We start from the raw sequence: 18,612 nt of genomic DNA, 5'->3' as shown, positions 1-18,612 counted from the left end.
ATGGACGTCGCGAAACTTCGGCATTGGATCAAATACACCCGCGACTACGAGGGCGTGAACTGGTACCTTCGCGATGTCACCCAGACCCACGAGTACAATCTGATCTTCACCCTGGTCGTGTACAACGATCAGGGTGAAGTCGCGCACAAGGTCGAATTCATCGAACCGCGCCGTGGCGTGATTCCGCCGAAATTCATCATGCGGATCGCTGATGCCCGCGAATTTGCCGGCCTAAACTCGGGGTTCGCGTTCAGCCGCACCCGCGACGACAAGAACGACGCGCGCGCAATCTTCGACGAACAGCGCCGGCGGTGGCTGGAGTCCGGCAAGCAAGACTGGATCAATCAGAACTCCTTTGTGAAAGCCTGACTTTACAAGGGACTCTGATGTGCTAGACTCCAAAGCGTCAGGGAAACCAACGGCCATGCCCAAGTCCGCGCTTGCCAAAATCATCGAGGCGTCCAACGACACGGTCGCGACGATCGCGTCGGATACGGGCCTGTCGCGTCAGACCATCTATAACGCCATCGACGCCAAGTTCTGCCCGCGGCTGGACATCGCCTATACGCTTGCCGACTATTTCAAGCGGCCGGTGACCGAACTTTTCCCGCCCGCACAGATCAAGGCGCAAAGCCACCTTTGAGCCTTTACCTGGAATATACCCCCGGCCTGCGCGCGCGACGCCGCGAACGCGGTCTTCCGGACGATCATCGTTTCCTTGTGCCCTGTGCTGGATCCGTCGGCGACGGCTTCCATTTTCACGAGCTTACACCGGCTGAAGATGGCTTGATCCTGCAGGTCGCCCTGTCCAACCTGTCGATCGTGACCCTGGACGCAACAATCGCTTCGGTACCGGCAGATGTGCTCTATCGGATCGCCATGGACCTATGGCCGGGCCTTTCCTTGCCGGCCGATGACCTGCTTTCCATTATCGAAATCAAGGTGCTCGAAGTCGCGAGCGGCCAGGTCACGCGGCGGGTTTTTGCCGGGCAAGCAACGCCGGCGGAACTCTATATCGAGCATGTGGAACAGGACAGCCGGCTATTTACGGCGCCTGGCGCCAATGTCGATTTCCAATATCTTGTCGACTTCTATGGCGAGAAAATGCGTCCACACCGCATTCCGACTTTTCTCGAACTTTGCCGGCAGGCGTATCGCGAGATCATCCAGCCGCGCGCGCAAAGCCTGTTCCCCAATGCCTTGGAAACCATGGGGGCGCTTTCGATCCTATATCCAGCGTCCGTCAGAGAAGAATGAAGGGCCGATCAGGCCGTATCATAGGAGCCCGTCACCCCAGCATTATTCACCCCGCCGGTCACAGCCTTAATTGAGCGTGTTTCCCAGGTCGGCCTTACAAGCCTTTTCCATCGGTACCCGATGCCAACCTTTGTGTTAAGTTGGGTTAATCGTCGAATTTGACGATCAAACCTCGCACTGGGGGGGGACAAAGCCTCCAACTTCGCGCTTGCAAACCACCCTTCGCCGCCCTGTTGATCGTTTCTTTGGGTCGGCTAGAGGCACGAAATTTGACGAAGAGACTTCATTCGCAATAGCCACTTTTTTAGAGTCCACAACTCATTTGTATCCTTTGACATGACTCCCGCGTCTTCAGTTAGGACTGCCAGATTCGCAGTCGGTTTGCCGGCCACCGTAAAAATCGCCAGACCTTGCCTTGACCCTGTACCTACTACAGAGTTCATGGTCCGCCCGATTCTAACGCCGACCTCCCTGGAATACCATGTCTCGCACCGCTCACAATCATCGCCGGGGTAACCCGCTTCCGTCGGTTGCCTTCAGTCTGCTGTCTACCGTTTCGTTAAATTTGATGGCTTTTCCGGCGCTTGCGCAGGTAGTCCCCGCAGAGAACCACGACGAGGTGGCGGAGGAAGTAGAGGAAGACATCATCATCCAATCGACACGATCCCGGCGCCGAATTCAGGCGGAACCCCTGCGCGTCGAGGTCATCACCCGTGAAGAGATTGAGGAAAAAGCGCTGATGAAGCCGGGCAATGTCGGAATGCTCGTCAGCGAAATCGGGGGCATCCGCGTGCAGGTCACATCACCTGCTCTTGGTGCCTCCAACGTGCGTGTTCAGGGGATGAACGGCCGCTATACCCAGGTCCTGGCCGATGGCCTGCCGCTCTATGGTGGGCAAGCCTCATCCCTGGGCCTGCTGCAAGTGCCGCCCACCGATCTGGGCCAGGTCGAGGTCATCAAGGGCGCAGCGTCGGCTTTGTATGGGCCGTCGGCGCTTGGCGGCGTGATCAACCTGATTTCACGCCGCCCCGGCGAAGAACCGGAAACAGAGCTGTTGTTCAACGCCACCAGCCGCGACGGGCAGGACATCACGGCCTATACCTCGGCGCCCCTGTCCGAGCACTGGCGCTATTCGATCACCGGCGGCCTGCACCGGCAGAGCGAACAGGACATCGACAAGGACGGCTGGCTGGATATTCCAGGCTATGACCGGGTAACGGTTCGCCCGCGTTTCTTCTGGCAAGGTGACAATGGCAGCTCCGCGTTCATCACGCTTGGCGCAATGACCGAGCAACGCGATGGCGGCACGGCACCGGGTCGCACGGCGCCGGACGGGTTGCCATTCGAGCAGTCGCAGGACACGACGCGACTTGATGCTGGCCTTGTCGCCGAAACACCGCTGGAAGGCTGGGGCACGCTGCATATCCGCGCTTCGGCCATGTCGCAGGAACATGGCCACCGTTTCGGCGCCGTCATTGAAGATGATGCCCATCGCACTGCCTTTGCCGAAGCGTCGATCGCCAGGGAGGCCGAAGGGACGACCTGGCTGACTGGACTTGCCGTTCAGCTGGATGACTACAAGTCCGAAGCGTTTCCGAGCTTTGATTACACCTACACGGTTCCTGCGCTGTTTACCCAGGTCGAGCATGATTTCCGCGAAAACCTGACGGTCGCCGCCAGTGCGCGGATTGACGTTCACAGCGAATTCGGGACGAAACTCAGTCCGCGCCTGTCCGCCCTCTACCGCCCTGGTCCCTGGACCTTCCGGGGCTCGGTCGGCGGCGGCTTCTACGCGACCACGCCGTTCGTCGAAGAAACCGATGCGGCCGGCCTCTCGCGTCTGGACCCGCTCGTCAATTTGAGGGCCGAGACCGCGCAGAATGGCTCGTTCGAGATCGGCTTTGCCAAGCGGCCCTTTGAGATCAATGTGGCGTTGTTTGCGTCGAATATGACCGACACGGTGCGCCTGGAGCCGGTCGATGCGGTTGCGGGAGGAGAGCCCGAACGCGTCCGGCTGGTCAATGTCGAGGGGCAGACCCGCGTGCGCGGCGCGGAAACGCTTCTGCGCTATCGCTGGAAAGGCGTTACCGTCACGGGCAGTTACGTCTACGTCGATGCGACCGAGCCTGATCTCGCTGGCACCGGCCGGCGCGTCGTGCCGCTCACCCCGAAACATACGGCCGGTATCGTCGCCATGTGGGAAAAGCACGATGTCGGCCGGATCGGCGCGGAGCTGTACTATACCGGCCATCAGGACCTTGAAGACAATCCTTATCGCAGCAAGAGCAAACCCTATTATCTGCTCGGTCTGATGGGCGAGAAGGCCTTCGGCAATCTCCGTGTTTTCCTGAACCTGGAGAACATCCTCGATGTCCGCCAGAGCCGTTACGATCCGATGCTGTTGCAGCAGCGCTCACCGGAAGGACTCTGGACGGTTGACGCCTGGGCGCCAACCGATGGCTTCACCGTCAATGCCGGCATCCGCGTCCGCTTCGGCGGCGCTGATCACGACTAGGCATCTGCGGGCGTGAAGGCCTCGAGGATACGGCACTCGGCAACGCTGCCGCCTTTGCAGCTCGTCACCGCGTCCGTCAGTTCGCGCCGTAGTGCCACCAGGTCGTCGATCTTGCGGTCAACGTCGGCCAGATGCTTCCGGGCGATCCGGTCAACCGTGCCGCAACTGCGATCCTGCTGGCCGGAAATGCTGATAAGGGCGCGAATCTGTTCAAGCGAGAACCCCAGCTCGCGCGTCCTTCGGATGAAGCGCAGCCGCGAGACCTGTTCATCGCTATAGGATCGGTAATTGCCTTCCGTCCGGGGCGGGGCGTCGATCAGTCCGGCGCGCTCATAATAGCGGATGGTTTCGATATTGACGCCCGTGGCCGAGGCCAGACGGCCTATCGTGAGGTGTTTCATGCACTTGACCCTGTAGTTACTACAGGGTCTATAAGCTTGGCGTCGTTCAGGTTCAACAACCGGCATGAAAGAAGAGCATGAGTCAGACCGCCCGCTACCGCGTCACCGGCATGGACTGCTCGTCCTGCGCCGCCAAAATCGAAGGCGCTGCCCGCAAGATCGAGGGAGTTGATGACGTAAAGGTCTCCATCGCCTCGCAGATCATGACCCTTGACGTTGCTGACCCTCGCTGTCTGGTGCGTTTGGAAACGGCCGTCACGGACCTTGGCTATCGGTTGGACCGCCTGGGTGCTTCTGCAGAAGTTGACGATGACAAGATACCCGACCTCTCGCATGTGACGCCCGCCTACAAGCGGGCTTTATGGATCGTGGTCTTGCTCAATCTCGGCTATGGCGCGGTTGAAATCGTGGCAAGCCTGGTGTCGCAATCGCAGGCTCTGCAGGCGGACGCGCTCGATTTTCTAGGTGACGGCCTGATCTCATTCCTGGGTCTGATCGCGGTCGGCTGGGGCCTGGCCGCGCGGGCGAAGGCGGCACTGTTACAAGGAGTGTTCCTCGGTCTGCTCGGCGTCGGCGTTATCGCCTCGACATTGTACCGCGTCTTCGTCGTGCACGAACCGCAAACCCTGCTCATGGCGGGGTTTGGTCTGGCTGCCTGCGTCGTCAATGTTCTGGCGGCCGTGGTGCTGATGCCGCATCGACAGGGGGACGCGAACATGCGCGCCGTCTGGCTGTTTTCTCGCAACGACGCTATTGGCAATCTTGCCGTTGTCGCCGCCGCCGCCCTGGTCTGGTGGCTGAAATCACCGATACCCGATCTGATCGTGGCGTTTATCGTCGCGGGTTTGTTCCTGCACTCTTCCTGGTCGATTATCAGGGATGCCCGGCAGGACCTTAGGACAGCGACATAAGCACAGGCAATCTGCGAGACGCGATTGTGGGACGCGCTTCGATACCGTACAACAGCACGATGCGAGAGCGCGTGTATACAGCTGTTTCCATCATTGCAGGCCTTTTGGCTTTGCTGCTGTGCATGGCCGCACCGACGACGGCGATGCCCGTTTCGCATGATATGGTAAGCGCGCACGCTGACATGCCTTGCTGTCCGGAAAAGGCGCCGGCGGCGGCCAAGACGTGCGGTCAGCAATGCCCGCTCCTGGCCCAGGCGGAATTTCATTTCGAATATACTACCCTTACTCTGCTAATGCGTTACGTCCGACAGCATGATCATTTTGCCAGCCTGACCTATCAACCGCAGGCGCCACCGCCACGCTAACACTCCACAAATCTGAACCCCCTATTCAACCTATCGATGGAGTTATAAAATGAAGCGTATCATCCTAATATCGGCCTTTACCCTGTTTGCCGCCGGCGGCGCATATGCAGCCGCCCCCGAAGCCGTCAAAGACGCCGCAAAGTCCTGCTGCGAAGCCATTGAAAAGTGCTGCTGCTGCAAGGAAAAGGATACCGGCAAAAAGACCGGTGACCATGACGCGCATATGAACCACGACTAAGCCATCGCTGAGCGGTGAACTTGAATGCCCGCGCTAGCAATGGCGGGCATTTTTCCATATCTACAACTAAGGCTTTCTAGTTCGCCTCGTTGCTGGCGCGGGGCTCAGGATCGTCCCATTCCCGCAAGGCTTGTCCAGACGACGATGACAATCAAAAAGGCCATGGTCCCTGTCGCGATGGTCAAGGTAACATCGGGGGCGCCGGCGATGACCAGGTTGGCCATGACGACCATATAGGCAAGGCCGATCATGAGTATAGCCATCACTGCCGCCCCGAGAGCGCACGGCGGCACAGTGACACTTCCTTAGCTAGCTGAATGGCGAGGCCGGTTGCGACATAGACTCCGGCGAACCATGCAAACGTCGCCATTCGGCCGAGGATCGCGGAAGCGACGCAGTACCCGACAAACGCGACGAAGAGCATCAAAGCTTGCCAGCCAAGTGCTGCGCTGTAATGGCGTAGCCGCGATGCCAGATGGGGCCAGAACGGGTTCATCGAATGCTCCTAGCGTTGCCGCGAAGCATAGTCGAAGTCGATGACCTCGGCGTCGGATGTCAAACATATTGTCCGCGTGTGTCGCCCTGAACATAGCGGTGAACAATCACTTCATTCGGTAGCGATTTCCTTCGATCGTTCGCAATATTTCTTTCATCGCATCGACCCTCTGTTCGATTGGTTGCTGTTGTATCAACGCGTGACTTGTCCCTGGTAAACTTGGCCGCGCCTCCGGCCATCGGCGTGGCGGCGGCTGGTGTGTGATACCCCGTCGGGCAAGGCGGTTGGTTGGTTGATGCGCCGTGTAGGAACGTCCTGGAGGCGTCCGGATTGGCGAGTGCGTGGCTCAGGGAAGGCAACCGGAGTCCGGGTGAGGCGTGTCGACCTGGCCTTGAGGTCTGAACGGTTGCCACAGGTCCAATTCTTCTACGCGCAAGGGGCAAGCCGTGTCGCCTGCGGCGACCCCGTTGCGCGCGAATTGGCCGGTGGACAACGCGGTTCAGAGGCCAGGTCCGAAGGCCTCACCCCAATGGGGTTTCCTTCATTTTCAGGTTCACGCACATGTCTTTCTTCGATACGCCGATCACCAGCTACGACCACGTCACCGGGCTGGCCAACGATCCACGACCGTTTCCGTCCGAAGGGGAGGTCGAGCACCTCGGCCACGCTATCATGACCGAGATCCTCGACACCTTCGGCAAGGATGCGACCGAGGAACACGCCAGCATGATCGCCCACTGTATCATCGGTGGCATCCATGCGGCCCAGCAGCGGATCGAGCGGGAGTATGATCGCGCGACCAACGAGCTCAACAGCCTCCATCGGGAATTCGACGGGTCCGAGGTCAAGGACAATCAAATTCAGGATGCGACCGAGCGCTCCCGCTACTTCGAAGCCGTGGCTGTCGTCATCGAAACCTTCCGTCGCTCTGCCGAACGGACTTACGAAGTGCAGACCGGCGATGTCTGGACGCCCTATCGTGGATCAACGACCAACCGCCTGACGACCTATGCCGTCATGGAAGCCGGCGAAACCCTGCGTCGCAAGCGCCATCAAAGTCAGAAGGGCGCCGAGCCCACGGCGAAGTACGTCGTCTTCCGCGGTGTCCAGACTGCATCGACCCAGGCCGATGCCGAACGAATTTTCGCTGCCCTGAACTTCGCCAAGGCGCAGTGCCCGGATATGCAGCTCGCCTGCACCGGAAATCTCGGCGCCGAGAAAATCGCCATGATGTGGGCCAAGACCAACAACGTCATCGTGCACAAGACCGATTTCGCCAAATCCCACGGCCGGCGGGCGCCCTTTGTGGCCAACGATACCCTGCTGAACCTGAAGCCGGTCATGGTGTTCTACATGCCGACCCCGGTCAATCCGTTGGACGAGAAAGATGCGGAGCCTTCCGGCATCGTCCTCAACATCGCCCAGAAAGCTGCCGAGCGTGGCATCCTGACGTACAAGGTCGCCGTCGCGGCTCGGAAGGTGGCGGCCTGACGGCCGCCATTTTGACTTCACGAGCCGACCTGAATGGTTTCGCTGAAGCGAGTACAAAGGTCCTTTGTTACATGGATCAGGGTTTTGTGCGCTGACTGAATATCCAGAACGACACCTGGGCTGGGGTGCCTGTATCCGGCGTCTTGGTCGTCGGCTGCCGCGATAAAACACCTGGCAGGCAGTTGATTAAGGAGGTCAGCGTGCCAGTTCCTGTGCGAGCCATGGTGTGGCAGGAGCAGCGTGCCGACTTGTGGCGCAAGGTTCCTGTAGAAGTCCAGCCAAAGCCGGCGCGTGCGGTCATCTTTCAGTTTTGCATCGCCAGTGCCGAGCCAGCCGGTGAAATTCGGCTCAAGGCCCATGTAAGCTGAGAAAGCGGGATTGTTCCAATAGTTGTAGACCGGACCTCTGGCCTGACCTGGCCATGCCGGTCCGGAATAGAGCGACGTCGACACGTGATTATGGTTTCGGGCAGCGCCCCCGTCGATAATCGCCGAGTAGCATTCGCGCAGGGCCCGGCGGCCGGTCTTGGTCCTGAGGTGCTGGACAATCCTGTCGGCAGTCAGACGCGCATTTGCTCCTAAGTTCAGCGCCTGCCTCACCCGCGCGCGGAACTCCTTGGCGCGTTGCTGGTCGACGGGCGGCACATAGGGCACCAGAAGCCAGCTCGTCTGATTTGCAGTGACAGCCTCGATATATCCGCCGACCTGCATCTCGAAAACTTGTCCGCCGCGGGTGTGCGACACCGAAGACGAGAAGTCTTTGGACGGGATCGTTCCGTATTCCTGAAGCCGGGTCGCTCTGTCCTTTTCTGTGGCTCTTGGCCGATCGGGTTCGCGCGGGACAAACCCGTCTTCCGGAGGCCGCCCCTGATTCTGCACGAACACCACCCGTCCCACGCCGCGCGAGCCAAACCATTGATCCGGGCGCATTTCGGCTTCCAGGTAGGTGCCGGTCAGCCTGTCCTCGGCGTCCGCCTGCATCACTGCCAGGGTGCGGGAGACAACGTCGAGATAGGGCAAGTAGACGGTGTCCGTGCTCATGGTTGCGAGCAACCTGTCCAGACCGTCGACGTGGTCGCTGTCCAGATGAGAAACGAACAGGGCATGCAGGTTATCGGTTCGCTCGGTATAGTGCGAGACGATCGGCGTCAGGTGGGTGAGGTTCCGCGCGCCACAGTCGTACACGTAATGAAGGGGAGCGTCGCCGTCGGCATCGATTATCCCCGAAGCAAAGCAGCCTTGGCCGACAGGCCATTGGTCCCGGATCACCTTCATGACGTGGCGCCCCTTGTTCAATCGGATCAGATCCGTCCCATACCCCATCTTCTAACGATCCGTTGCGGGCAGATCAAACGCAGCTTAGCGCCGATTTGCCGCAGTGAGGGGAAGGGGGCGCGTCCCGTCTTCGACGGGACCGGGCTCGTCGCAAGTCAGCCCCGCTGCGCGGGTCTTCGCCCTTCGGGCCTCGATCCCTCGCGCGCTGCATTGCCTGCCGGGTGCAGCGAAAGGCAATCCGCTGTGGAACCGAAGAAAAGAAAGGAAAAGGACAGCGAATATGCTATGTTGAGCGATAGGGGAGATCACCCTCGCTCTAATTGACTTTTAACCCCCTAGGGACAATATTGAGAGCGAAGGAATACAACATGTCGCGGACGAAAATCGAAAAAACGGGCAGTGCACCAGGTGTGGTGATGCATTACGCGACGTCGTTTGACCTGAATTTGTCATCGGGCAAAGCGGCGCCCAAGGGGGCACTGGTTACGTCTCATAAGCGCAATGGCGGCAAGACCGTCACGCTGATGGATGTGCATGCAGACCTGGGGCAATATGCGCCAGAGCTGAAAAAGGTTCTGGATGCCGTCGATGCGGGGACCGCGAAGCTCAACAAGCTTCCGAAGTTTGACAGCCCCGATGATATTCTCGCCCACTACGGCGTAAAGTAGTCGTCACATGCTGGAGACCTACCTGACAGACGACCGCATCGCGGCCGTGCCGAAAGAGGTATTCACGACTGACGACTTCGATACTGCCTTCTCAGGCTTGGACAGGGCCGATGCACTCAGGGCCGCCGAGATCATCTTCGCGATCCAGCAGGGCAAGGCCTTGCCAGGGTTTGCCTACAGGCCAGGCATCGACAACCCTAATGACGTCGACGATCTTCTGAAGGCCACAGGCTGGATGCATCTGCATTTTCATAGCACGGACGACGACTGGCTCATCTACCTGAAGCAGTTCGATACCTACGTCATCCTCGCAGGCATTGCCCGACACACACCGCATTTTCGGAAGCCTTACGGGACTGAGCTGAAGCGGAAATGGGGGACGAAGGTTCCCAAGCTCCAGGCGAAGATCGAGACTGAGCGGCGAAAGCGTGCAAGCGACGAGACCGAGTGAAAGACAAAGGGGAGGGCCTGGCTTGACGGATATTCCGTCAAAAAAGGAGACCTCTGATGTCCGACACGACTCTCGCCAACACTCCAATCGCCGAGCTGGTTCCCGAAGCGGAGCGTGGGACCTTTATTCCCAAGCTTTTGCCCGGGATAAACCTGTTGATCGCAGAAGCGACCGTCTTCGACTTCATGGCGCGACTGTGCCCAGCCTATAGCGGTGGGTTCTGGAACTATTATCGCCTGTCCAATGGCGGTTACTACATGGCACCGGACAAATATGGCCGCATGACTGTGGAATGGTGGGGCAACGGCTTTTCCGGGGAAATGTCGGAAGACGCCGCGGGGATCGTCGCGACACTGTTTGCGCTATCCCATCTGTCTTTTAAGGTCCCGAACGACGGGCTCGTCGACAACTTCGAAAAGCTACGGGAATTTTCCTATACCCACCCGGAAAGTGCCCTCATTAGCCAGGCAATCGATTGATTCCGGAGAGCTCGAATTGACCGTCTGAGATCCCGCCGCCGGAAACGGTGGCGGGATTTTTGTTCGTAAAATCAATGAGCCCACTGCAAAAAGCTCATTACCTTTATAAAGCACTTTAGGTGTGCATTCCGTGATGTTTCCTAGGCGTCTTGACCCTCTGGTCGCGGATTCCTAGATTTGCGATCGACGGCCGCAAGGGGGTACCTGCGACGGGGAGGGGCACAATGAGACGTAATCCAGAAGCGGGACAGTTCGAGGGCTTGGTGAAAAGGCTTGCGAACCTACCACCCTTTGTGACGGCCCCGGTCGCCCTTGCAGCCTATATCATGTTCAATCAGATAAGCCGCCTGCAAACTGCCTCCCCCAGTGGCGCGCACGGCCCGAATGACATTCCGCTCCATGACGCCCTGTTTCTGACCTTGCTGAAGCCGTTCGCCATCGTGCTCCAGTATTTGGTTCCGCTCGTTCTCGCCTTGAGCATGGTCTTGTGGTTCATCAGGCATTTTCAGGCCAGAGGCGACCAGCACCGTTTTAAACAGGTCGCGTCCTCTCTGTTGCATTCGGCGCTGCACGCCATGACCTGGCAAGAGTTCGAACGGCTCGTAGGGAGGGCCTTCGCCTCTGTTGGATATAGCGTGACATATACCGGACGGGCAGGCCCGGACGGCGGCATAGATCTGGTGCTGACACGCGGTACCGAAGTCTCGCTCGTCCAGTGCAAGCACTGGCGCGCCCAGAAGGTAAGTGTGGAGAAGGTCAGGGAGCTATACGGGTTGATGGCGGAGCGGGGCGCGGCCAACGGCTTCGTTGTCAGTGCGGGAATTTATACCAAGGACGCTGCCCAGTTCGCCTTCGGCAAGAACCTCACCCTGGTTACAGGGGAGCAACTGCATCAGCTGATCCGGACCGGAAGCTTCGCTGAAGCACCTACGGATAGGCGTAGTCGCGCCTTTGCCTCTTTCGACAGCTCGACCTGTCCGGACTGCGGAAGTCCCCTGACGGAACGGGTTGCGCGCCGCGGCCGGTACATCGGCCAGACCTTCCGGGGCTGCACCCGATATCCCGAATGCAATGGCATCCGAAACCCAGACGCCACGGTCGAATCCTAGGACCAAAGGCAAGGAAAGGGACCAAAGGGTGTAACACAAACTTTTGGAGGTCCCTAATGGCCGACTATCACTCTCCACTGGTTATCCAGCCTGATATTCCGTTGGGTGGCGTGACAGCGTTGGAGCTTTTCCTGCTGACCCACATGCTGCAATCGGAAGTGAACGACGACGGCGTCTACCTGTTTGCCGAACTGTCCGTGGAGGAGATGCCGGCCGTGAAGGCTGGCGAACTCAGGCGAGCCTATTCAGAAAGCGCTGGCGTGGAAAGCCGCGTTCTGGTGCCGGTCGGTCAATGGCTGGACGAGGTCGGATACTGTGGAGATGACGACGGGACGCACTTCGATCTCGACGCGCATCTTGAGTATTCCGCATGGATCGTCATGCTGCAGGATATCACCAGGCGGTCCCAAACCGTCGCCTATTTCACTGTGTCCGGCGCCTACACCTGCACAAAGATGCGCTCCGATGGATTCGGCGGCTGGGCGGCGCTGATCTATCCAGAAGACGTCCGGATGCAGTCGACGAACGATCTGCTCGACACCTTCATCAACGAAGCCAAGTTCCCCCCAGAAACCTGGAAGGACCTTTGAACCGAGCGGTAGCTCCTGCGGATGTCCGGCGTTCATCCCAAGGCTGCGGCGGGCAGACAGCGATCAATATGCTTGTCCTACCCCAGCGGCTCCGCGTCTCAAGGGCAAGCCTCCTCCACTGCGTTTCGGCCCTGCGGGTGAGACCCGGCGCTTCGCCGAGGAATACGGACGCATGATCGCGGTCGAGCCGCGAGCCCAAGGGGATGAGCCCCGAGGGTCAGTCCAAGTGGAGCTACCCATGAAGTGCAAAGTTCAACTGATCGGCCGTCTCGGTGCGGAACCTGAAATCGCGACGCTGCCCAATGGCAATCAGGTCGCGACCCTGAGCATCGCAACCGAAGAGTACTGGAAGGATCGACAAGGTCAGGGCCAGAAGCGCACCACATGGCACCGCGTGAAGTTCTGGTCCGAAGGTACCATCGGTTACATCGACCGGAACGTCACCAAGGGTCAGCTGGTCGAAATCGAGGGCACCTTCCGCTACGAAGAATTCACCGATCGCGAGGGCGTCAAGCAGCGGGTCCCCCTGATCAACGGAACCAATATCCTGCCCCTGCAGCCGCTATCCCGCCAACAGGACCAGGCAGAGGAAGCCACCCGCTCACCCGCCGACCTCGACGACGAAATTCCATTCTGATCGCGGCAGGGGCCTCCCACGAGGCCCCAACCTTCCTATGAACGTTCCGATCTCTCGACCTTGACCGGTGAAAGCCGGCGAGCCTTCCCTATGGAGCGCAATCCATGTTGGTAGACCTCTATGACGACTCTGGCATTCCAGACGATGATGCAAGCATGTACCAAGACCCAGAATACTGGAAATGGCACTACGAGATTGCCGCCGCCCACGATCGTTTGGATGAGATGGCCGAAGACTGTCGCCTCGAACTGACGGAACTGGGGAATAGCAGAAGCCATACGCAACTGTGACGCCAGTTGAATTCCATATCAAACCCGTTTGCCCCTTGGATCATCGTCCGAGGGGTTTATCGTGCCGGGTCGAGCCTCGGACGGGATCGGCAGTAAACCGATTATAATTCGATTATAATCCGGCGAGGCGCGTTGCAGGTTACAGCGATGTGCCAAACCAAGTCGTCGAAGCGAGGTATGGCGGGCTCCCTGGTCTAACTTGGAAATAGGGCCGGGGAGCCTATATCGTCCGTATTGCCAGCCAAGGTTTGTACATTGTTCAAACGAATGGAGGGGCAAAAAGGATGACAAATGATCTTTTCTCGCCGCGCTATCCAGACACGCCTCGACGCCCTTCGCCAAAAAATGGATGGGAAAGTGGTGGACGGTCTCGTTGCAAAGTTGAATGGTCCCAAAGACGGCAGGTTGGGGGCGATGTGGGAGGTTGTGGTTCTTGAAGCACTGGCGCAAGGCGGCAGCGTGCAGTCGGAGCTACCACTCGAAACCGGCAGGTGCCCTGATGTTCAATTCAACGGGGCTGGGGGCGCATTTGTGGCTGACGTCACCTGTGTTTCTGACGACGGTATAGTCGAGCAGAATCCGATTGACCTGTTCATGGAGATGGTAGAAGCCGCGAAAACGAAAATGGGCATGCCGATCGGCGGATGCACTTTCAAGTTCGGGACAGCATTTCGGCCGAGGGGAAAGGGCACCCAAATGGTCGCGCATCTGCCGAAAAAATCCGAAATCGGAGCCTTCGTGAAAGATCGCGTTGCACCACAGGTTCGGGAACAACTTCGGCAGGGGCAGGACGTCATACATATCGCGTTCGATGAGCCCGCGGCCAAGGTTGAAATCACCATAGATCCAAAAAAATCGCCAATGACCCTCGCGGAAAACATTGGCTTTACAAATCCACAGTCGCTCACACGCAACCCACTCTACAATCGATTGGTTGAAAAAGCGGGCCAACTGAGCGGCGCGGCCGGGCTTTCAGGCATCATAATCGCAGATGCTGGATCTCAATCTCTTGTGATGCCACGTGCTGTAAATCCATCCGCGCAACCGAAGACAATCATCGCTGAGTTTTTCAGGAGACGCAGCCCAATTGATTTCGTCTTGGTCCTATGTGTCGAGCAAGATTTGCGTGTGCGGACAACCAATCTCGTGCATCGGGTGCGTCCTTATCTTTTCGTCCGCGATCAAGCGCAGTTTCCAGCCGAGCTAAGGATTTTACTGGAAGGTTTGGGTGACCTTATGCCGACGCCTGTGAGGGATGCAAAGAATGGTGCGTGGCTTGCGAAGAGCGAGCCATTCGATTTTGGGTTCGAGTGGACCCACGGTTTGGGAAGGGACTACATCAAAATCGGAGCACGTGACCTTGCCGAAGTTCTGGCCGGCCGGAAGAGTGTGCAGCAACTGAACGTCAATCATCACTGGTATGGTTCCAAGGACCAAGTTCAGGAAGGCCACCATCTCAACCCGTTCGAGATGATGCTAGATGAGGGCCGGCTTCCCGTCGCGATTACCGTTGAACCCTCAGTTGAAAACCAGGGCGATGACTGGGTGACAATACGGTTTGGGGACCCGGATCCGGCAATCACGGCATTCAAGTAGTTGCGAAGGTGGCGGGCTTTGCAGGCACGCCTTTGGCTTAGCCCGGCCGCCCTTCGGTCTTCGACCTTCAGGCGCGACGAGTACCGGCTGGTCGCCGGTACGGCCATCTCATCAATGATAGTCCCATCGTACCAGACCACCTCAAATGTCAACGGCTTCGCCGTTCCCCTGCGAAAACGAAAGGTCGTTTTCTCCGGTGACATGTGAGGACTCCGGTCTGGCCCTCGGTCCCATCATCGATTTCGATAGGAAGGATCAAGACCATGCAAACGCAAAACACGATCACAGACAATCAAACCAATACCGCACTTAACGACCCGGAGATCGAGGCACTGGTAAGTGCGCTCGAAGCGAAATGGGCGATGAAGAAAGCGCCGGCCAAACGCTCCAGAAAGTAAACACACAGGTCCCATCAGATCCGTCTGGTGGGACCTTTTTTGTTTTCGAGATGACACTGTCTCGGCGGGTTAGAACCCAGGCGCAGACCTTGGCCCAGTCCCGATAGATATGGCACGCGCAACATTCTTGGGACGCCCGTCCGTACCGTTGGGAGTAGGCCGGAAGCGTGGGCGAGGTGGAACCAGGCGCTTCCGGCTGGAGTCAACAGCGAAGACGGTTAGACCCGTTGGGCTGGGCCCATGATCAGACCAGATGACAGCAGAACCACCCTGGTCATGATGTGGTGGAGAGGGGTACACATTACGCACAGCTGCGCTCCTGTTTTTCCAATGCTTTCAAGGCTTTATACACCCCCCATTGGCGACACTGAGTGTCGCCAGGAAAACCTTGACTTTTTGGCCAAATAATTTAAGAAATTCAATGCGTTGGAAATTGCTGATGGCGACAGAAGTGTCACCACCTAGCAAAGCGATTTCCCATGACCCGCACCAGACGTAATCACGTCCGCGTCTACCTGACCGACGCAACACTCGCCAGATTGAGACAGGAATCTGCGCGAACCAAGGTTCCAATCACCAGCATCATCGAAACAGCGCTCGAACGAAACGCGATTTCCGTGAGCGAATACATGACCCATGCGGCCGCCAAGTACGCCTATCTGGCCGCATCACTGAGCCTGCAACAGGCTGCTTTGACCTTCGATCCCGATGACTTCAAGCGCCGGCTCGACGCCATTTCCGGCGCGTTCAGCGGCGTGTTCGGCCCCTCTCCGAACATCCCTCCCGACATCCAGAAGCGGATGGAAAAGTCGCTCGACCCATTCGTTCTCGACTTCGCCAAGGTGCTCCTCGCGCACGTCGATCCGGCCGATACCGGCACCATTCTCTAACGCTCTTTGAAAGCATTCAGTCGATGTCACAGCAAAAACCACGTCCCGAACGGACGGCCGGCGCGGCCTGGCTGCGCGGCGGCCAGACCATCTCCCACACCTTTGAAATGATCTGGGAAATCGCCAAGAAGTTCCTCATCATCCTCGCATGCTGGGCGATATTCTGCGTCTACTCCATCAACCGCCATGCCACTGATGACGAGCAGCTCTACGGCGGGTTGGCAATCCTGGCGAAGGCTTTCAAGTATTTTGGCAGCCCGTTCCCTCAAGCGATTTCGGTCAGGCAACCGGACGGTTCCGAGATTTCAGTCAGTGTGTCGGCGTACGAACAGTTGCCCTATGTGGCGGCCGTCCTGGACCGGTACGGCTACCTGATCCGCAACGGCTTTGTCCTTTTCATGCTCGGCGCCGTCGCTGTCGTAGCCCTCGCTACCATCCTTTTCATTCGTCAGGGCCAGCAGAAACTCGAAGACAAGGAACTGCGCGGCCAGACCATTGCAACCGTCTCGTCGCTGCGCAGGCAGATCCAGCGTTACAATGTTGAGGTCGTCCGGGGCATCAACCGCGCTGTTATGGAAGCGATCACTGGAGTGAAGGCGGCGCCGGTCAAGCACTTGAAGGAGACCGGTTTCGCTGCAGCCGTGCGCGATATTCTGTATCACGTCCTGCGGACGATCGAGGTCTTGCCATGGGCCGCGTTGGTGATTGCCAAGGCTCGAAACTTCGGGCGTCGCGCGGCGCCGTTGGGCGGAACGGAGATCGATGCGTTCAAGCCTCTGACTGCGCGTTATTACGCGGTCATCGACTCTCCCTTCTGGGTGAACAATGTCCTGACGCATACGGACCAGGTGATCGTCAAGCAGGCGTCCAGGCTGGCGAACAGCCATGGCGCGCCGCAATTCTTTGAGCGCTATTCGGATTACATTCATCACCGCATTGTCGGCATCGAGCTGCCAATCAATTCGCTTTACCAGCATACGCTTGTCGTTGGATCGCCCGGCTCCGGTAAGTCACAGGCTATCCACGGACTGATCGAGTCAATCATCGCCCGGCGAGAATGCGCGATCATCTACGACCCGGAGCTGGAATATATCCGCGCGCATTACAAGGAGGGGAGGGATATCATTCTGAACCCCTTCGACGCGCGCTCGCGCAGCTGGTCGCCGTTCAACGACCTGTCGGACTATGCTTCGTGGGAACAGGCAGCGGCGGACCTATTCCCGCTTCCGAAGGGCAGTCAGGACCCGTACTGGACACTGGCGTCACGGCAGATCTACTGCAATGCCGGCTACAAGCTGAGTGTCCTGAAGCAGCATCACTGCGGTGAAAAGCCGACCATCGAGGAACTGATCTGGCTGTTGATCGGCGACTTCGAGACCCTGCATTATTTCCTCAAAAATACACCCGCCGAGCGGACCCTGGGCGACCGGGAAGGGCTTCGCTCGGAGTCCTTGCGGTCGGTCATCGTCAACGGGATCACCCGCATGATGCATCTCCTTAATGGCGACGAGACCTTTTCAATCGCCGAGTGGATCAATAGTCCGCAGACCCACGGCCTTCTCTTCCTTTCGAGGCCGCAGCACCTCGAAGCGTCCTTGAGCCCGCTTATCGCGCACTGGTCTTCCATCGCCATTACGACGCTGTTCACCCGGACGCCGGCGCAATCCCGAAAGATCACCCATCTCATTCTCGACGAGTTCCACTCGCTGGGAAAGGTCGAGATCCTGGCAGACGCACCAGCACGGCTTCGCAAGTATGGCGGGTCCATGATCATGGGCATGCAGCAGGTTTCGCAGCTCGACGACATCTACGGCGACAAGAAAGCCCAGACCATCATAGGGCAGCTGGCAACAAAACTGATCCTGCGCTGCCAAGACCCCGACACCGCAAGGTTCATGGCCGAGCAAATAGGCCAGAGAGAAGTCAGCCGCACTCAGGAGAACACGTCCTACGGTGCCCACCAGCTGCGCGACGGCGTCTCGCTGAACATCAAGGAGCAGACCGAGTTCGTTTTCATGCCCGAGGAGATTATGAATTTCCCCATGTTCCAGGGCGTTTTGCGCGTGTCGAACGTGCGCGAAGGTCAACCCTTCCCCGTCGCACCAGTGAAGTTCCGTTACCGGGACAGGTCGACTGACACGCCCGGTTTCGAAGCGCGCACCGGACCAGATCCAATCGACGGCTTCATGAAAAAGGACAAGACATCATCCAAGCTGTTCTCGATCCTTGAGACGATCAAACGCGAGGGCCAAACAAACGACAATCGGGCGATGGCAGCCGGCCAGCCGGAGCCTAACGACCCGCCCAAACACGCGGTCAAGGCGGCGGCCGAACCGATGGACGATGAAAGCCCGGAGAAACGTGCCCGACTGCTGGACGGGCCTCTCGCGCCTGACAATCCCGAGCTCAATCGTACCTCCCCAGATATCGAGCATCAGCAGGCGGTTGCGAAGGACGCGGTACCGGATCCAGTGCGAGCCAATGACACAGGCATCGGGCCGAGGAAGGTTGAGAAGGATCAAACGGCCATTCCAACCTTCGACCAGAGCCTTTGAC

The 18,612-nt window shown here is 58.5% G+C and carries 22 protein-coding genes; 18 read left to right on the top strand and 4 right to left on the bottom strand.

The window, feature by feature from the left end; genetic code table 11:
- The 4 genes from J2X24_RS15490 to J2X24_RS15475 all read left to right on the top strand — a co-directional run bounded on the left by J2X24_RS15490 (position 1) and on the right by J2X24_RS15475 (position 3,772).
- Positions 1-369: a hypothetical protein gene (locus J2X24_RS15490; protein WP_209723626.1), complete on the top strand. Its 369-nt coding sequence runs from the start codon at positions 1-3 to the stop codon at positions 367-369.
- 55 nt (positions 370-424) lie between these two features.
- Entirely contained in the window at positions 425-643 is a 219-nt protein-coding gene (locus tag J2X24_RS15485) for a hypothetical protein (protein ID WP_209723623.1), read from the top strand.
- Positions 640-1,257 carry a hypothetical protein gene (locus J2X24_RS15480; protein WP_209723620.1) on the top strand — a complete coding sequence of 206 codons (618 nt, stop codon included), beginning with the start codon at positions 640-642 and terminating at the stop codon, positions 1,255-1,257. Before J2X24_RS15485 ends, J2X24_RS15480 begins: the two co-directional genes overlap by 4 nt.
- A 619-nt stretch (positions 1,258-1,876) precedes the next feature.
- Positions 1,877-3,772 carry a TonB-dependent receptor plug domain-containing protein gene (locus tag J2X24_RS15475; RefSeq protein WP_310004131.1) on the top strand — a complete coding sequence of 632 codons (1,896 nt, stop codon included), beginning with the start codon at positions 1,877-1,879 and terminating at the stop codon, positions 3,770-3,772.
- Here J2X24_RS15475 and J2X24_RS22805 read toward each other — a convergent pair.
- Entirely contained in the window at positions 3,769-4,173 is a 405-nt protein-coding gene (locus tag J2X24_RS22805) for a MerR family transcriptional regulator (RefSeq protein ID WP_209723614.1), read from the bottom strand. The two genes, J2X24_RS15475 and J2X24_RS22805, sit on opposite strands and share 4 nt — an antisense overlap.
- A 77-nt stretch (positions 4,174-4,250) precedes the next feature.
- Here J2X24_RS22805 and J2X24_RS15465 point away from each other — a divergent pair, with 77 nt between their 5' ends.
- Positions 4,251-5,084 carry a cation efflux transmembrane domain-containing protein gene (locus J2X24_RS15465; protein ID WP_209723611.1) on the top strand — a complete coding sequence of 278 codons (834 nt, stop codon included), beginning with the start codon at positions 4,251-4,253 and terminating at the stop codon, positions 5,082-5,084.
- Between the two features lie 414 nt (positions 5,085-5,498).
- Complete coding sequence (locus J2X24_RS15460) at positions 5,499-5,687, top strand: hypothetical protein (RefSeq protein WP_209723608.1); 189 nt, start codon at positions 5,499-5,501, stop codon at positions 5,685-5,687.
- Positions 5,688-5,791: 104 nt separating this feature from the next.
- On the opposite strand, the gene J2X24_RS15455 is transcribed toward J2X24_RS15460, so the two are convergent.
- Together J2X24_RS15455 and J2X24_RS15450 are read right to left on the bottom strand one after the other, a co-directional pair.
- Positions 5,792-5,950, bottom strand: coding sequence for a hypothetical protein (locus J2X24_RS15455; protein ID WP_209723606.1), 159 nt, complete (start codon positions 5,948-5,950; stop codon positions 5,792-5,794).
- Positions 5,950-6,183, bottom strand: coding sequence for a hypothetical protein (locus J2X24_RS15450; RefSeq protein WP_209723603.1), 234 nt, complete (start codon positions 6,181-6,183; stop codon positions 5,950-5,952). The genes J2X24_RS15455 and J2X24_RS15450 overlap by 1 nt, the downstream gene beginning before the upstream one ends.
- 561 nt (positions 6,184-6,744) lie before the next feature.
- On the opposite strand from J2X24_RS15450, the gene J2X24_RS15445 reads away from it, so the two are divergent.
- Positions 6,745-7,674, top strand: a complete 930-nt coding sequence (locus J2X24_RS15445; RefSeq protein ID WP_209723600.1) for a DUF2493 domain-containing protein — start codon at positions 6,745-6,747, stop codon at positions 7,672-7,674.
- 17 nt (positions 7,675-7,691) lie between these two features.
- Here the strand turns inward: J2X24_RS15445 and J2X24_RS15440 are convergent, their stop codons facing one another.
- Positions 7,692-8,948, bottom strand: coding sequence for an MBL fold metallo-hydrolase (locus J2X24_RS15440; protein ID WP_209723597.1), 1,257 nt, complete (start codon positions 8,946-8,948; stop codon positions 7,692-7,694).
- 368 nt (positions 8,949-9,316) lie between these two features.
- Between J2X24_RS15440 and J2X24_RS15435 the strand changes: the two genes are divergently transcribed.
- The 11 genes from J2X24_RS15435 to J2X24_RS15390 all read left to right on the top strand — a co-directional run bounded on the left by J2X24_RS15435 (position 9,317) and on the right by J2X24_RS15390 (position 18,611).
- The gene (locus J2X24_RS15435) at positions 9,317-9,616 is read left to right on the top strand and encodes a hypothetical protein (RefSeq protein ID WP_209723594.1); all 300 of its coding nucleotides are present in this window, start codon (positions 9,317-9,319) and stop codon (positions 9,614-9,616) included.
- A 7-nt stretch (positions 9,617-9,623) separates the two neighbouring features.
- Positions 9,624-10,067, top strand: coding sequence for a hypothetical protein (locus J2X24_RS15430; protein ID WP_209723591.1), 444 nt, complete (start codon positions 9,624-9,626; stop codon positions 10,065-10,067).
- 56 nt (positions 10,068-10,123) lie between these two features.
- Positions 10,124-10,546 carry an antirestriction protein gene (locus tag J2X24_RS15425; protein ID WP_209723589.1) on the top strand — a complete coding sequence of 141 codons (423 nt, stop codon included), beginning with the start codon at positions 10,124-10,126 and terminating at the stop codon, positions 10,544-10,546.
- 224 nt (positions 10,547-10,770) lie between these two features.
- Positions 10,771-11,655, top strand: a complete 885-nt coding sequence (locus J2X24_RS15420) for a restriction endonuclease (protein WP_209723586.1) — start codon at positions 10,771-10,773, stop codon at positions 11,653-11,655.
- 56 nt (positions 11,656-11,711) lie between these two features.
- Positions 11,712-12,245 (top strand): hypothetical protein, encoded by a 534-nt coding sequence (locus J2X24_RS15415; RefSeq protein WP_209723583.1) that lies wholly within the window; start codon positions 11,712-11,714, stop codon positions 12,243-12,245.
- Positions 12,246-12,483: 238 nt separating this feature from the next.
- The gene (locus J2X24_RS15410; RefSeq protein WP_245344729.1) at positions 12,484-12,882 is read left to right on the top strand and encodes a single-stranded DNA-binding protein; all 399 of its coding nucleotides are present in this window, start codon (positions 12,484-12,486) and stop codon (positions 12,880-12,882) included.
- A gap of 104 nt (positions 12,883-12,986) precedes the next feature.
- Entirely contained in the window at positions 12,987-13,172 is a 186-nt protein-coding gene (locus tag J2X24_RS15405; RefSeq protein WP_209723580.1) for a hypothetical protein, read from the top strand.
- Positions 13,173-13,463: 291 nt separating this feature from the next.
- Positions 13,464-14,768 carry a hypothetical protein gene (locus J2X24_RS15400; RefSeq protein WP_209723577.1) on the top strand — a complete coding sequence of 435 codons (1,305 nt, stop codon included), beginning with the start codon at positions 13,464-13,466 and terminating at the stop codon, positions 14,766-14,768.
- A gap of 263 nt (positions 14,769-15,031) precedes the next feature.
- The gene (locus J2X24_RS22800) at positions 15,032-15,166 is read left to right on the top strand and encodes a hypothetical protein (RefSeq protein WP_281064965.1); all 135 of its coding nucleotides are present in this window, start codon (positions 15,032-15,034) and stop codon (positions 15,164-15,166) included.
- A gap of 479 nt (positions 15,167-15,645) precedes the next feature.
- Positions 15,646-16,056, top strand: coding sequence for a hypothetical protein (locus J2X24_RS15395; protein WP_209723574.1), 411 nt, complete (start codon positions 15,646-15,648; stop codon positions 16,054-16,056).
- A 23-nt stretch (positions 16,057-16,079) separates the two neighbouring features.
- Positions 16,080-18,611, top strand: coding sequence for a type IV secretion system DNA-binding domain-containing protein (locus tag J2X24_RS15390; RefSeq protein WP_209723571.1), 2,532 nt, complete (start codon positions 16,080-16,082; stop codon positions 18,609-18,611).
- Position 18,612: the final 1 nt, after the last annotated feature.

This window comes from Asticcacaulis solisilvae (assembly GCF_017875235.1).
Lineage (GTDB): Bacteria > Pseudomonadota > Alphaproteobacteria > Caulobacterales > Caulobacteraceae > Asticcacaulis > Asticcacaulis solisilvae_A.
The sequence above is the reverse complement of the archived record's forward strand: the minus strand, read 5'-3'. Positions and strand labels throughout refer to the sequence as shown.